Raw genomic sequence first — 14,249 nt, forward strand, 5'->3', positions numbered from 1 at the left:
GCGATCCCGCCGCTGTTAAGGGGCGGCGGGTCCGCAGGAACCCGGGTCGTTCGCAAGGCCGCCGAAGACGCCGGAAAGCGACCTCCTGGGCAGTTGAGACCGCAGCCCGGCCGTGTTAGGGAGCCCCCAACGCGGGTGTAGCTCAATGGTAGAGCAGCAGCCTTCCAAGCTGAATACGAGGGTTCGATTCCCTTCACCCGCTCCAGAACCTGTTGGACGCGATATCCCAGCAGGGCGTTTCCTCGATAGCCGCCCGTGGCTTGACGGCCGATCAGCTATTCCTCGTCCCGTCGCTCGCGTTCCTTCCGTGCGCGATCGACCGCGCCGCCTCGAGGCTGTCCGCTGACCTTCACGCCGGGGAGATGATCGACCTTGTCGGCCTCGTCGCCGCGCTGAAGTTCGCAATCAATGATGTCGCGTGATCCTTCGGCCGGTTCCTTGTCGAATGGGCTCTTGCTCTCGATGCTCATGAATGATCCTGCTTGACCGCGTTGATTGCTAGGGCAAACCCAGCTCTGCGCTATCGTTCCTGTCCAAAGCAGCCGCTTCGTGCAGGCTCTATCCCCTGTGGTTATCGATTTCGGCGGCGACCTGTCCGTAGTTCAGCAGCGCAACCAGGGTCGTTCCGCCGATAATATTGCCGAGTAGCGTGGGTATGAAGAAGTCGGAGGCATATTGGCTGAACGAGGCCAGGCCGCTCTGCACCAGAAAGGCGCACTCGATCGAACCCGCGACGATGTGCAAGAACTGGCCGAGTGCGACCACATAGGTCATCACTACGATGATGTGTGCGCGCGAGCCTTTGGCAGCCGGAAGAAGCCAGGCCATCGAGGCGATCAGCCAGCCGGCGAAGATGGCCCTGACGAAGGTGCTCGAGAACGTCCCCTCGATCGTCGGCCGGCTGAGATCGATGAAGGCGTCCACGATGCGAGGTTCGAAGATGCTGGTGCGAGCGAGCACGGAGGCGGCCGCCCAGGTCCCTGCGATATTCGAGGCGAGAACCAGGATCCAGAGCTTGAGCACGCTTGCCAAGGTGCCGAGATCCCTGTTGTGCAACAGCGGCAGGATCGGTGTCAGCGTGTTCTCGGTAAAGAGCTGTTGTCGTCCCAGCACGACGACCAGGAAGCCGACGGTGTAGCCGAGCGGAGCAACCAGGCGGCGGGTCGCCTCATCCGAGATCAGCGCATGCAACTCGCCCTGAACGATTAGCGACAGGCTTATCGAAAGGCCGGCGGCAAAACCGGACAGCACGATGGCCCACCATCGCCGCTCCAGCTCCTGCTCGCCTTCGGCGCGGATCGTCTCATGGATCAGCGCGGCGCTTGGCCTGCTCTGGGATTCGATCTGCCTGGTCTGGCGCCGCGACACGCCGTCGAGCTTGGATGCTGGGTTGAATGAGGCGCCGTCGCCAGACTGATCCACGCTGCGGTCTCCGAAAGGCTGATCCAGTCAAGACTTCCGGATGTCCCATTCAGTTCCCCTTGCGCGGTGCAGGCGCGGTGCAGCACGCGGAGGAACCTTCGTCATGAGCAGGAGTTCGCCGTGGGGGCAAGGGTGAAAGTCACGAGGCCAACCGTGCAATACGACGTGCGCGTGCGTTCCACCGCGCAGATCGCGGGTCATCCGATTCATCCGATGCTGGTGCCGATCCCGATCACGTGTTTCGTCGGGGCGCTGCTGACCGACATCGCCTATGTCGCCAGTGCCGAGATCATGTGGGCGAATTTTTCGGCCTGGCTGCTGCTCGCCGGAATCGTCTTCGGCGTGCTGGCGGCGATCGCGGGCCTGATCGACTTCCTCGGCAATCGGCTGGTGCGGGCGCAGGCGCCGGCCTGGCCGCATCTGATCGGCAATGCCGTGGTGCTGATCCTTTCGATCGTCAATCTGATGATCCACATGCGCGATGGCTGGACTTCCGTGTGGCCGAGCGGGCTCGCCTTGTCCGCGCTCACAGTGCTGATCCTGCCGATCACGGGGTGGCTCGGCTGGGCTCTCGTCTATCGCCACGGCGTGGGAGTTGCACGATGATATCTGCGATGATCCGCGCGCTGTTGTGCGCGTCGCTGCTGGGGCTGGCCGGCTGCAATGACGGCAGCGGCGATCCCAAGGCGCAGGTCGGCGCCAATCCGGCACTTCCCGAAATCCAGCAATATCTGCTGCCGCCGGTCCACATTGCCCGCATCGTCGGCTGGAAGAAGGACGAGACGCCGACGGTCGCGCAGGGCCTGCAGGCCAAGGCCTTCGCCACCGGCCTGCAGCACCCGCGCTCGCTCTACGTTCTCCCCAATGGCGACGTGCTGGTGGTGGAATCCAAGGCGCCGAAAGGCGCTCCGATCAAGCGGCCCAAGGAACTCGTGATGGGCGTCATCCAGTCCTGGGCGACCTCCGGCGGCGACAGCGGCGCGAGCAACCGCATCACGCTGCTGCGCGACAGCAACGGGGATGGCGTGCCGGAGACGCAAAGCATCTTCCTCGACCATCTCAACTCGCCGTTCGGCGTCGCGCTGGTCGGCAACTATCTCTATGTCGCCAACACCGACGCCATCGTCAGATATCCCTACACCGAAGGGGACACGAAGATCACCGCGCCGGGCACGGTGCTGACGCCGCTGCCGGGCGGTCCGATCAACCATCACTGGACCAAGAGCCTGGTCGCCAGCCCCGACGGCTCGAAGCTCTACGCCGGCGTCGGCTCCAACAGCAACGCCGCCGAGAGGGGCATGGAGGCCGAGCACAATCGCGCCGCCATCCTCGAGGTCGATCGCGCCAGCGGCCGCTGGCGCGTGTTCGCAAGCGGCCTGCGCAATCCCAACGGCCTTAGCTTCGAGCCGCAGACCGGCGCATTGTGGACGGTGGTCAACGAGCGCGACGAGCTCGGTCCCGATCTCGTGCCTGATTACATGACCTCGGTGAAGGACGGCGGCTTCTACGGCTGGCCCTACAGCTATTTCGGCCAGCACGTCGATCCCCGCGTCAAGCCGGAGCGGCCGGATCTCGTCGCCAGGGCGATCGTGCCGGATTATGCGCTGAGCTCGCATGTCGCCCCGCTCGGGCTCGCCTTCAACACCGGCACCAGCCTGCCGGCCGCCTATCGCGGCGGCGCCTTCGTTGGCGAGCACGGCAGTTGGAACAGGCAGGTGCTGAGCGGCTACAAGGTCGTGTTCGTGCCGTTCAAAGACGGCAAGCCGAGCGGCCCGCCGCAGGACGTCGTCACCGGGTTCCTCAACAGCGACAATAAGGCGCGCGGCCGCCCCGTTGGTGTTGCCATCGACAAGACCGGCGCGCTTCTGGTTGCGGACGACAGCGGCAACACGGTCTGGCGAGTGAGCGCGACCCATCCGCAGCTGACGCAACGTTAAGCGCGCAGGCGCGTTGTCGTGCAGACCTTTTTTCTGAGATCTAGAGCCAGGAGTTTGGACAATGGGCCTTGCGCAATATGCCATCGTGCCGGTGCGGGACGAATGGGGCGTGCTGCACGACGGCGACGTCAAGAACACCTACGCCACCAAGGAAGCCGCGTTCGAGTCCGCAGTCGCCGCCGCATCCCTCGCGCTGCGTGAGGGACATGAAGTTCAGGTCAGCGTGCCCGGCCGCGAGGCGGGAGGCAACGCGCTCGGCGTCCGGGACAACGCTTGAGAAGGAAGACGCGATGACCAAGCCCCGTGAGCCCAACGGCGTCGAGCCATCCCGCTCCGAGGACGACATCCAGCGCGACCAGCTCGGCCCGCGCGGCGTGCCGGGCGCGCCGGATCCGGCCAAGATGACGCCGCAGCGCGAGAAGAAGACGCCGAAGCACGTGGATCCCGGCCACACCGCGTGAGGGGGCTCCGCTGCGGCCAACCGACCAGACGATCAATCGCCCGCGGCGGGCGGCACTCCTCCGTCATTTCCGTAGCGGCCTTTGAATCGAGGTAGTCGCCTCGAGGTCATCGCGCGCGCCGCCGCCAGCCGCACGGCTACAGCAGGCCGGGCGACCGCACTTCCGACCTGATTCGGACGAAAAGGCCCTGTCGCTGCGATCGACGAATGTTGCGGCGACAGGGTTTCACTTGTAGCAAGACTGGCCGAACGTTATGCGCGCGAGCGCAAAGATCATGAGGTCGCTGGATGAACCCCGCTGTCATTGCCGTCGCCATCACCGGCTCCGTTCCGCGCAAGAAGGACAATCCGGCGGTGCCGATCCTGCCCTCGGAGCAGATCGAATCGACGCACCAGGCCTTCGAGGCGGGCGCCACGCTTGCGCATATCCACGTCCGCAACGACGACGAGACGCCGTCCTCCGATCCCGAGCGTTTTGCCCAGGTGCAGGAGGGGATCAAAAAGCATTGTCCTGATATGATCGTCCAGTTCTCGACCGGCGGGCGTGGCCGTGATCCCTCGGCGCGCGGATCGGCGCTCTACCTCAAGCCCGACATGGCCTCGCTCTCCACGGGATCGGTGAACTTTCCGACCATCGTCTACGAGAACAGCGCCGCGCTGGTCGAGACGCTCGCCACTAGCATGAAGACGAACGGCATCCGGCCGGAAATCGAGATCTTCGATCTGTCGCATCTGCATGGCGCCCGCCGCCTGATCGATGCGGGCCTCATCGACGCGCGTCCGCACGTGCAGTTCGTCATGGGCGTTAAGAACGCGATGCCGGCGGACGAGCATGTGCTCGACATTCTCCTGGGCGAGCTCAGGCGGCTGATCCCGAAGGCAACCTGGACCGCAGCCGGAATCGGCCGCCATCAGGCCGAGGTCATGGGGTGGGCGCTCGCCCGAGGGGCGGACGCGGTCCGCACCGGGCTCGAGGACAATATCCGCATCGACAAGACGCGCCTCGCTGCCAGCAACGCCGAGCTCGTGACCCTGGCCTGCGAGGCGGTCGCGCGCCACGGCCGGCGCGTTGCGACCGCGACTGAGGCGCGATCGCTACTCGCCATGGCAGGGTAGGGCGACTTCCTCGTCCTCACATGCTCCCGGCTGCCGCCTGCCATTCGGCGGCCGGCGTTCCCGTGCGCCGTTTCTCCGAGTAGACAGGTGCTACAGGCGCAATCTGCGCCTGCCGGGCAGGCGACGTTTGGAATGCAGTTCTTGAAATATGACGGCAGGCTCATCGGGGTCTTGCTGATGCTCGCCACCACGCAGCTGGTCGGATGGGGCACGATCGGGCTTCCCGCCATCGTCGGGCGCGATCTCGCCGCCGATCTCGGCATGAGCCTGCCGGCGGTGTTCGCCGGCACGTCCGTTCTCTACGTCTCGATGGGGCTGTGCGGTCCGTTGCTCGCCAAGTCGTTTGCGCGGCATGGCGCGCGGACGGTGATGATGGTCGGCACGATCGTCACGGCGCCAGGCTTCGTGCTGCTGTCGCTGGCGCGCGAGCCGATGCTCTATTTCGCCGCGTGGATCGTCCTCGGCATCGCCGGCAGCGCCACGCTGTCGACCGGCGCCTATATCATGCTGAACGAGATCGCGGGGCGGCAGGCCAAGAACGCGATCGGCGCGCTGATGCTGGTGACGGGCCTGTCCAGCAGCATCTTCTGGCCGACGACCTCGTTCCTGAGCGGTCACCTCGGCTGGCGGGGGACGTGCCTGGTCTACGCCGCGATGATGCTCCTCGTCAGCCTCCCGCTCTATGCGTTCGGCGCGCCGCGCCGAAAGATCGCACAGGACGAGGGCACCGCGCCGGCGAAGCGGTCGCCGCCGCCTGCCATTGCACGGAGCACGTTCGGCCTCGTCGTCGCCGCGATCACGCTGAACGCCTTCGTCAATTTCGGCGTCAGTGCGATCCTGATCGAGCTGTTGCGGGCGGAGGGGCTGGTGCCGGCTCAGGCGCTGGTGTTCGGCTCGATGCTGGGCGTGATCCAGGTCAGCGCCCGCGGGCTGGATTTTCTCGGCGGCGGACGATGGGACGGCATCACGACCGGGCTCGTCGCGGGCAGCGCATTGCCGGTCGCCATGCTGCTGCTGATGTCGAGCGAGGGCGCCACGTGGGCGGTCGCGGTCTTCATCCTGCTCTATGGCGCCGGCAGCGGCGCAATGGCGGTGGCGCGGGCGACCATCCCGCTGGTGTTCTATGACCAGGCCGAGTTCGCCAAGGCGATGTCGATGATCTCGCTGCCGCTCAACCTCGCCTCCGCGATCTCACCGCCGCTGCTCGCGGGCCTGCTGACGGAGTTCGGCAGCCGTGCTGCGCTCGGTCTCACGCTGGTGTTCTCCTGCGCGACGGTGCTGATCCTCGTTCTGCTCGCTCGCCGCCGGCCGCGACAGCCGGCGGTCGTGACCTGAGCCGATCAAGCAATATTCGCGGCGCGGAAAGTTTGCGGACGGCGATCACCTCCGGCCCGGCAGGAGATAGCCGTATGCCGCCAGTGCAGTGCTCAGCGTGCGAAAATGGTGGTATCGGCAGGGAGCGCAGCCTCGCGATCCCGCCGCCGCGCCAAGGTTAGTTCCCCGGAGGAAATCGACATGTCGGCCCTGCCGCTCTCAGGCATCAAGATCCTTGACCTCACCCGCGTGCTGGCCGGGCCGCTGTCGGCCCAGATGCTGGGCGATCTCGGCGCGGAGGTGATCAAGATCGAGCGGCCGGGCACCGGCGACGACGCGCGCGCTTTCGGTCCGCCTTACCTCGCCGACCCCGAGGGCAAGGCCAACAACAACAATTCGTTCTATCTCTGTGCCAACCGCAACAAGAAGTCGGTCACCGTCAACATCGCCAAGCCCGAAGGGCAGGCGATCGTCCGCGAGCTCGCCAAGGACGCCGACGTCTTCATGGAGAACTACAAGGTCGGCGATCTCAAGCGCTACGGTCTCGACTACGAGACCATCAAGGCGATCAATCCCCGCATCATCTATTGCTCGGTGACCGGCTTCGGCCAGACCGGACCTTACGCGCCGCGCGCCGGCTACGACGCCATCCTGCAGGCGATGGGCGGCCTGATGAGCGTCACCGGCCATATCGACGGCGAGCCCGGCGAGGGCCCGATGAAGGTCGGCCCCTCGATCGTCGACTACATGACCGGCATGAACGCCTCGATCGGCATTCTCTCGGCGCTCTACCATCGCGATGCCAATGGCGGGCAGGGACAGCACATCGACGTCTGTCTGTTCGATACCGTGATCGCATCGCTGTCGCACTGGCTCCAAATTTACCTTGTCAACGGCAAGACGCCGCCGCGCCGCGGCACCTGGGGCAATGGCGGCATGCCCGCCGGCGTGTTCCGCTGCGCCGACGGCGAGCTGATGCTGGTGGTCGGCAATGACGGCCAGTTTCAGCGCACCTGCGCCGTGCTCGGCGAGCCCGAGCTCGCGAACGATCCGCGCTTCGTCAAGAACAACGACCGCGTCGTGCACGGCAAGGAGATCATGGCGATCTTCGCCGGCCTGTTCCTGAAGCAAAAGGTAGCCTACTGGCTGGAGAAGCTGGAGGAGGCGGGGGTGCCCTCAGGGCCGATCAACAATTTCGAGCAGGTGTTCTCCGACCCGCACGTCCAGTCGCGCGGCATGCGCGTGAAGGTCAACCATCCCTTCGAGCCCGATCTGTCGCTGGTCCGCAACGCGCTGACGCTCTCGGAGACCCCGATCAAGGACTACCGCGCCCCGCCGCTTCTGGGCGAGCACACCCAGGAGGTGCTCGGCGGCAAGCTCGGCTATGATGCCGGCAAGATCGAGCAGCTGAAGGCGCAGGGCATCATCTAGATTCGACGAAGCGGCGCCGGCTTTCCCTCTCCCCTTGTGGGAGAGGGTGGCTCGCCGCAAAGCGGCGAGACGGGTGAGGGGTTCTCTCCGCGTGCAAAGCTGCAGTCGAGTTCGTCGAGAGAACCCCTCATCCGGCGCTTCGCGCCACCTTCTCCCACAAGGGGAGAAGGGAAGAGGGCCGCGCTTGTGGAAACGGCGAGAAAATCGGGGCGCCATGCCGGGGCTTGCGTGAAGCTTGCCCGCAATCCCCAGCTAATCCCGGTCCGTAGTCGCACAGGCTTCCGCTTTGCCTCCGACTCTGATTCGATCTCTCCACTTGAGTTCGGGGAGGGAAGTGAGTGTCCTACACGATCGGGTTCCAGGCCAAGGACCAGAAGGCCATTCTGGCGACCGAGGCGGCCACCGCCAATCAGGCCGTCGCCATCATTGCCGCGCTGCGGCAGAGCGCTGACGAGATCAAGTTCATCCGCTCGCCGCAGGAAGGCGAGATGGGCATCGAAATGCTGCTGCTGCTCGCCAAGGAAGAGGCCGAGGAGATGCCGCAGCGGGCGTAGTCCCGCCCACCAATCATTCTTCGACCAGATCGACTGCATCGCCTGTTGTGAGGTGAATGGCGCTGACTTCACCTCTCCCCGCTTGCGGGGAGAGGTCGGATCGCCTCGGCGATGCGAAAGCATCGTCCGGTGCAATCCCGGTGAGGGGGTACAGGTCTCCCCGAAGACCGCACGGGTGGAGAGAGGCCCCTCACCCCAACCCCTCTCAGCGCGAGCAAAGCTCGTCGCGGCCCCGTAAGAACGGGGCGAGGGAGCGCACCGCGAATGCAGCTTCCAGCTCCGTACCGTCAACGCCCATCCGCGCTAACGCGCCGCCACCTTTGAAGAGACCTTCGGCTCCATCCGTCCCGCCGTCAGCGCCATCGTCGCCACGCTGACGACGCGCGTGACCACATCCTCGACGTCGTCGAGGTCGCATTTGCCCTCCGAAAGCTTGGTCAGCCGCTCGCTCTCACGGATGGTGTGATGCGCCATGGCGAGCGCGAAGTTGAGGCCCCAATAGATATCGACGTCACTGCGGTCGGGCAGGGACCGCCGCATCGCGCCGACGAATTTGCGCAAATGGTCGATCTCGCGGTTCTTGATGCGCCGGATCGGCGGCACGGATTCGATCGAGGCGCGGATCATGAAGCGCGCGGCGGTCGAGCGCTGGTTCTCCGGCCCCAGGCAGCCGCGCAAGGTCGGCCCGACCAACGCGCGCAGGATGACCTCGATCGGCGCGCGGCCGCCGCCTTGCTCCTCCGCCGCCTTCAACTCGTGCAGGCGCTCGCGGTTGGTGGCGATCGACCGCGTGACAAACAGTTCCGCGATCAGCTCGTCCTTTGAGCCGAAATGATAGTTCACCGCGGCGAGGTTGACGCCCGCCTCCGCGACGATGTCGCGCAGCGTCACGTCGCCGAAGCCGCGATCGGCATAGAGCCGCTCGGCGGCGGCGAGAATGGCAGACCTCGTATGATCGCTGGCCATGGATGCCCTCGGGGAGGGGAGTTGCAATTCAAACAGTTGTATGAAACTATCGTTTGAAGGTCGGGAAAAGTCAATCCGCAATCGGGACTCGTTCGCAACTGCAGCCGGGTTTCGACAGGTCCGCAAGGACGCGCATTCGCGCTTGCGGGCCGCGCAAAGCGGGAGGACAGTCCGGGCAAAAGGACCAGTGAGAGAGAGGAGCGTCGCATGGACTTCGATATGTCGCCCAAGCAAAAGGAATGGCTCGACCGCGTGCGGTCCTTCATGGCCAAGCACGTGCGCCCGGCGGTGCCGATCTACGATCAGCAGGACAAGAGCGGCGACCGCTGGAAGGTGATCCCTGTTCTCGAGGACCTCAAGAAGAAGGCGAAGGCCGAAGGCCTCTGGAACATGTTCATGCCGCCGTCCGAGCATGAGGACGATGAATTCCGCGGCGCGGGACTGACCAATCTCGAATACGCGCTTTTGTCGGAAGAAATGGGCCGCATCACCTGGGCCTCGGAAGTGTTCAATTGTTCCGCGCCCGACACCGGCAACATGGAAGTGTTCATCCGCTACGGCACCAAGGAGCAGAAGCGGAAATGGCTGCGGCCGCTGATGGACGGTGAGATCCGCTCCGCCTTCCTGATGACGGAGCCGGCGGTGGCCTCGTCCGACGCCACCAACATCGAGACCCGCATTGAGCGCGACGGCGACCATTACGTCATCAACGGCCGCAAATGGTGGTCGTCCGGCGTCGGCGATCCCCGCTGCAAGATCGCGATCCTGATGGGCAAGACCGATTTCAAGGCCGCCAAGCACCAGCAGCAGTCGCAGATCCTGGTTCCGCTCGACACGCCCGGCATCAAGGTCGAGAAGATGCTGCCGGTGTTCGGCTTCGACGACGCCCCGCACGGCCATGCCCAGGTGCTGCTCGAGAACGTGCGCGTGCCGAAGGAGAACATCCTGCTCGGCGAAGGCCGCGGCTTCGAGATCGCGCAGGGCCGCCTCGGCCCGGGCCGTATCCATCACTGCATGCGAACCATCGGCAAGGCTGAGGAGGCGCTGGAGAAAATGGTGAAGCGGCTTGCCTCGCGCACCGCGTTCGGCAAGAAAATCGTCGAGCACAGCGTGTGGGAGCAGCGCATCGGCGAGGCCCGCACCAACATCGAGATGACGCGTCTTCTGTGTCTCAAGGCGGCCGACATGATGGATAAGGTCGGCAACAAGACCGCGCAGGCCGAGATCGCCATGATCAAGGTCGCTGCGCCCAACATGGCGCTGAAGATCATCGACGAGGCGATCCAGGCGTTCGGCGGCGGCGGTGTGTCGGACGAGGCTGGCCTTGCCAAGGACTACGCCCACATCCGCACGCTGCGGCTCGCCGACGGCCCGGACGAGGTGCACAATCGCGCCATTGCCAGGCTCGAACTTCGGAAGTATGCAAACTCTCCCAATCACTAAGCGGGGGAGCCCTGCGGCGCTCCCGACTTGAAGAAACGACGGGACATGATCCAATTGCGGTAACCGCTTGACGCAAGTGCGTTAGCGGTTACCGATTAGGATCATGTTCGGACTGAAGAGGGAGCGTGACCGTGGCTGACGGCGTCAGGAAAGACGAGGAGTTTTCGGGCACCAAGCCGGTCGAGGAGCGGCATCGCTTCGACGAGATGCGGCTCGAGGCCTGGATGCGCGAGCACGTCGAAGGCTTCGAAGGCCCGCTTGTGGTGCTGCAGTTCAAGGGCGGGCAGTCCAACCCGACCTATCGCCTCAACACACCGAACCGCTCCTACGTGATGCGCCGCAAGCCGTTCGGCAAGCTGCTGCCCTCGGCGCATGCAGTCGACCGCGAGTATCGCGTCATCGCGGCGCTTGGCAAGCAGGGCTTTCCGGTCGCGCGCGCCTATGCGCTGTGCCAAGACGACGGCGTCATCGGCGCGGCCTTCTACATCATGTCGATGGAGGAGGGGCGCGTGTTCTGGGATCCGACGCTGCCGAGCCAGGAGCCGGAAGCGCGGCGCAAGATCTTCACCAGCAAGATCGAGACGCTGGCCAAGCTGCATATGTTCGACCCTGTTACCATCGGGCTCGGCGACTTCGGCAAGCCTGGCAACTACTTTGCCCGCCAGATCGATCGCTGGACCAAGCAATATCGGGCCTCCGAGACCCAGCACATTCCCGAATTCGAGAAGGTCGCCGAATGGCTGCCGAAGACGGTGCCGGAGCAGGCGCGCGTCTCCATCGTCCATGGCGACTATCGCCTCGACAACATGATTTTCCACGCGACGGAACCGCGCGTGCAGGCGGTGCTGGACTGGGAGCTGTCGACGCTCGGCGATCCCATGGCCGATTTCACCTATCTGTTGATGCAATGGATCATGCCGGGCCTTGACGGTGCCGACCTCAAGGCGCTCAATATCCCGAGCCTCGAAGAGGCCGCGCAGATCTATTGCAACGTCACAGAGATGACGGTGCCCGATCTCAACTGGTACTTCGCCTACAATTTGTTCCGTCTCGCCGGCATCACCCAGGGCATCGCCGGCCGCGTCCGCGACGGTACCGCCGCCAACGCCAAGGCGCTCGAATCCGCCAAGCGCACCGTGCCGCTGTCAAAGGCCTCATGGGAATACGCGCAGAAGGCGGGGGCGGTGTAGGAAGAACAAAGGCGCGGCTGATGGCCGCGCCCTTTTTTGTTTTGGTAAGCGCTGCTCCACACGCGCCGTCATTGCGAGCGCAGCGAAGCAATCCAGATTCTTTCCGCGGTGGCCCCCTGGATTGCTTCGCTGCGCTCGCAATGACGAGGAGGCGGAATCCAAGACTCGCAATTCACACCGCGCAAGTGCCTTTCGCAGCGACCGAGTCCTTGTATCCCTTTGCCCAATCCGCCCCGGGAGACCCGCGCATGATCGACCACACTACCCTCATCACCTACGTCCTCATCGTGCTCGGTTTCGTCTTCATCCCGGGACCAGCGACGCTGCTCACGATGGCGCGGGCGGCAAGCTCGGGAGCGAAGGTCGGCATCGCCACGGGTGCGGGAATCGCCGCTGGAGACCTGGTACATACGGGGATGGCGATTGTCGGACTCTCGGCGATCATCGCGACCTCGGCGCTGCTGTTCAGCATCGTCAAATATGCCGGCGCTGGCTTCCTGATCTATCTCGGCATTCGGGCCATGCTGGACGAGGCGCCGATCGCGCTGAACGGCGGTGCCCCTCCGATCGGCGCGGGCCGTGCCTTTCGCGAGGCCGTGCTGACCGAGGTGCTCAATCCCAAGACCGCACTGTTCTTCCTGGCGTTCCTGCCGCAATTCGTGAAGCCGGAGCACGGCGCGCCTGCACTTCAGCTTGCCATTCTCGGTGTCGTCTTCGTGCTGCTCGGTCTCGTCAGCACTGTCGTGTTCGCCGTCGGCGCCGGTCGTCTCGGCAACCTACTGCGCCGCCATCCGGCGGTGGTGAAGTGGCAGGGCAAGGTGGTCGGCGCCATCTACTGCGCCGTCGGCGTGAGGCTGGCCCTGCAGGAGCGGTGAGCCCGCAGCGGATGAGTACAGCGATATCCGGGCAGGAGGTTCCTACACGCCCGTCATTGCGAGCGCAGCGAAGCAATCCAGAACCTCTCTGTGGTGACAGTCTGGATTGCTTCGTCGCTTCGCTCCTCGCAATGACGACGAGCTACCCCTTCGCACAATGCGCGATGAGCCTTTCCACGAAGCCCGCGCATTTCTCCAGCTCTGCCATCTCCACGAACTCGTCAGGCGTATGCGCTTGCGCGATCGAGCCCGGGCCGATCACCACGGAGGGAATGTCGGCGATGTCGGCGAACAAGCTCGCCTCGGTGCCGAACGCGACCTTGGCGTGGTCGTTGCGTCCTGCGAGGCTCTTGGCCAGCGTGACGATGGCGGCGTCGGCGGCGGTGTCGAGCGCGGGATAGTCGAGGATCTCCTCGAAATCGATGCCGCAATCGGGATGTCTCGCCTTCATCGCCGGCTCAATCTCGGCCTTGGCCCAGGCGACGATCGCATCAGTCACCTCCTTGGACTCGGTGATCCCGATGCCGCGGCATTCGAAATCCACGGTGCAGGTATCAGGCACGATGTTCAGCGCTGCGCCGCCTTGCACGATGCTGGTGAGCAGCGTCGAATGCGGGACATCGTAGAGGCTGTCCGTCGACCGCACGGCCGCCAGCGCCACGGCGCGGCGGCGGATCTCGACGATCAGCTCGGCGGCATATTCGATCGCATTGACGCCGTCGGGCGCGATCGAGGAATGACGTGCAAGCCCGTGGAATGTGGCGCGCACGCCGTGTTTGCCCTTGTGGCCGATGATGACCTGCATCTGGGTGGGCTCGCCGATGAATGCGCCGAGCGGCCGGACCCTCTTCTTCGCGACCTCGTGCAGCATCGGCCGCACGCCGACGCAGCCGATCTCCTCGTCATAGGAGATCGCCAGATGAATCGGCGTCTTGAGTCTCGCCTCCACCATCTCCGGTACCATGGCGAGGCACACCGCCACATAGCCCTTCATGTCCGTGGTGCCGCGGCCGTACAGCTTGCCGTCACGCTCCACCAGCTTGAACGGATCATGGCTCCAGTCCTGGCCCACGACAGGCACCACATCGGTATGGCCCGACAGCACGAAGCCCGGCCGATCCTCCGGCCCGATCGTGACCCAGAGCGAAGCCTTCTCGCCGGTCTCGTCGACGATGCGCTCACCCTTGAGGCCGAACGCGGCGAGATAGCTCTCGATATGGGCAATCAGGGGCAGGTTGGTGCGGTCGCTGACGGTGTCGAACGAGACGAGGTCGGCGAGGAGTTTTCGGATGCGGTCGGGTCTTGAGCTTGGCATTGTCACGGTCTTGTCAGGGAATGGAGGCTGAGTTGCCTGCAGGAACCATACCAACGTGAGCCCCGGTCGAGCAAATCAACACAGTCCCGCAGCCCGGATGCTGCCCACCACACGACCGTCATTGCGAGCGCAGCGAAGCAATCCATAGTCTTTCCGCGGAGGGATTCTGGATTGCTTCGCTGCGCTCGCAATGAAGGATTGAGGCAGCTGTGTACCTGAAACTCAC

The 14,249-nt window shown here is 64.7% G+C and carries 15 protein-coding genes and 1 tRNA gene; 12 read left to right on the top strand and 4 right to left on the bottom strand.

The annotated features are described in order from the left end of the window. Positions 1 to 131: 131 nt before the first annotated feature. Positions 132 to 205 (top strand) — tRNA-Gly (locus GA0061099_RS28035). 70 nt (positions 206 to 275) lie between these two features. Here the strand turns inward: GA0061099_RS28035 and GA0061099_RS28040 are convergent. Both GA0061099_RS28040 and GA0061099_RS28045 read right to left on the bottom strand, forming a co-directional pair. Beyond that, positions 276 to 470 carry a hypothetical protein gene (locus GA0061099_RS28040; protein ID WP_063822476.1) on the bottom strand — a complete coding sequence of 65 codons (195 nt, stop codon included), beginning with the start codon at positions 468 to 470 and terminating at the stop codon, positions 276 to 278. An 88-nt stretch (positions 471 to 558) separates the two neighbouring features. Then, the gene (locus GA0061099_RS28045) at positions 559 to 1,422 is read right to left on the bottom strand and encodes a formate/nitrite transporter family protein (RefSeq protein WP_036010870.1); all 864 of its coding nucleotides are present in this window, start codon (positions 1,420 to 1,422) and stop codon (positions 559 to 561) included. Positions 1,423 to 1,575: 153 nt separating this feature from the next. Between GA0061099_RS28045 and GA0061099_RS28050 the strand changes: the two genes are divergently transcribed. The 8 genes from GA0061099_RS28050 (at position 1,576) to GA0061099_RS28080 (ending at position 8,234) form a co-directional block, all read left to right on the top strand. Then, positions 1,576 to 2,028, top strand: a complete 453-nt coding sequence (locus tag GA0061099_RS28050) for a DUF2231 domain-containing protein (protein WP_036027682.1) — start codon at positions 1,576 to 1,578, stop codon at positions 2,026 to 2,028. Next, positions 2,025 to 3,359: a PQQ-dependent sugar dehydrogenase gene (locus tag GA0061099_RS28055; RefSeq protein ID WP_036027679.1), complete on the top strand. Its 1,335-nt coding sequence runs from the start codon at positions 2,025 to 2,027 to the stop codon at positions 3,357 to 3,359. The genes GA0061099_RS28050 and GA0061099_RS28055 overlap by 4 nt, the downstream gene beginning before the upstream one ends. 61 nt (positions 3,360 to 3,420) lie before the next feature. After that, positions 3,421 to 3,636 (top strand): hypothetical protein, encoded by a 216-nt coding sequence (locus GA0061099_RS28060; protein WP_036010879.1) that lies wholly within the window; start codon positions 3,421 to 3,423, stop codon positions 3,634 to 3,636. A 13-nt stretch (positions 3,637 to 3,649) separates the two neighbouring features. Next, a complete protein-coding gene (locus tag GA0061099_RS41420) occupies positions 3,650 to 3,820 on the top strand; it encodes a hypothetical protein (RefSeq protein ID WP_167361681.1) in 171 nt (56 codons plus the stop codon). Positions 3,821 to 4,107: 287 nt separating this feature from the next. Then, positions 4,108 to 4,935, top strand: coding sequence for a 3-oxoadipate:acetyl-CoA acetyltransferase (locus tag GA0061099_RS28065; protein WP_036027676.1), 828 nt, complete (start codon positions 4,108 to 4,110; stop codon positions 4,933 to 4,935). 132 nt (positions 4,936 to 5,067) lie between these two features. Next, complete coding sequence (locus tag GA0061099_RS28070) at positions 5,068 to 6,270, top strand: MFS transporter (protein ID WP_036027674.1); 1,203 nt, start codon at positions 5,068 to 5,070, stop codon at positions 6,268 to 6,270. Positions 6,271 to 6,450: 180 nt separating this feature from the next. Further along, complete coding sequence (locus GA0061099_RS28075) at positions 6,451 to 7,680, top strand: CaiB/BaiF CoA transferase family protein (RefSeq protein WP_036027673.1); 1,230 nt, start codon at positions 6,451 to 6,453, stop codon at positions 7,678 to 7,680. 338 nt (positions 7,681 to 8,018) lie between these two features. After that, on the top strand, positions 8,019 to 8,234 hold the full coding sequence (locus GA0061099_RS28080; protein ID WP_036010888.1) for a hypothetical protein: 216 nt from the start codon (positions 8,019 to 8,021) through the stop codon (positions 8,232 to 8,234). Between the two features lie 303 nt (positions 8,235 to 8,537). Here GA0061099_RS28080 and GA0061099_RS28085 read toward each other — a convergent pair whose 3' ends face one another. Next, positions 8,538 to 9,200: a TetR/AcrR family transcriptional regulator gene (locus tag GA0061099_RS28085; protein ID WP_036027671.1), complete on the bottom strand. Its 663-nt coding sequence runs from the start codon at positions 9,198 to 9,200 to the stop codon at positions 8,538 to 8,540. 207 nt (positions 9,201 to 9,407) lie between these two features. Here GA0061099_RS28085 and GA0061099_RS28090 point away from each other — a divergent pair, with 207 nt between their 5' ends. The 3 genes from GA0061099_RS28090 (at position 9,408) to GA0061099_RS28100 (ending at position 12,708) form a co-directional block, all read left to right on the top strand. Then, positions 9,408 to 10,643: an acyl-CoA dehydrogenase family protein gene (locus GA0061099_RS28090; RefSeq protein WP_036027669.1), complete on the top strand. Its 1,236-nt coding sequence runs from the start codon at positions 9,408 to 9,410 to the stop codon at positions 10,641 to 10,643. 131 nt (positions 10,644 to 10,774) lie between these two features. Further along, the gene (locus GA0061099_RS28095) at positions 10,775 to 11,833 is read left to right on the top strand and encodes a phosphotransferase family protein (RefSeq protein WP_036010960.1); all 1,059 of its coding nucleotides are present in this window, start codon (positions 10,775 to 10,777) and stop codon (positions 11,831 to 11,833) included. Positions 11,834 to 12,081: 248 nt separating this feature from the next. Continuing rightward, a complete protein-coding gene (locus GA0061099_RS28100) occupies positions 12,082 to 12,708 on the top strand; it encodes a LysE family translocator (protein ID WP_036027667.1) in 627 nt (208 codons plus the stop codon). Positions 12,709 to 12,850: 142 nt separating this feature from the next. Here GA0061099_RS28100 and argE read toward each other — a convergent pair whose 3' ends face one another. Then, positions 12,851 to 14,023, bottom strand: coding sequence for an acetylornithine deacetylase (gene argE, locus GA0061099_RS28105; RefSeq protein ID WP_036027666.1), 1,173 nt, complete (start codon positions 14,021 to 14,023; stop codon positions 12,851 to 12,853). Positions 14,024 to 14,249: the final 226 nt, after the last annotated feature.

It is taken from the genome of Bradyrhizobium yuanmingense, assembly GCF_900094575.1.
GTDB lineage: Bacteria > Pseudomonadota > Alphaproteobacteria > Rhizobiales > Xanthobacteraceae > Bradyrhizobium > Bradyrhizobium yuanmingense.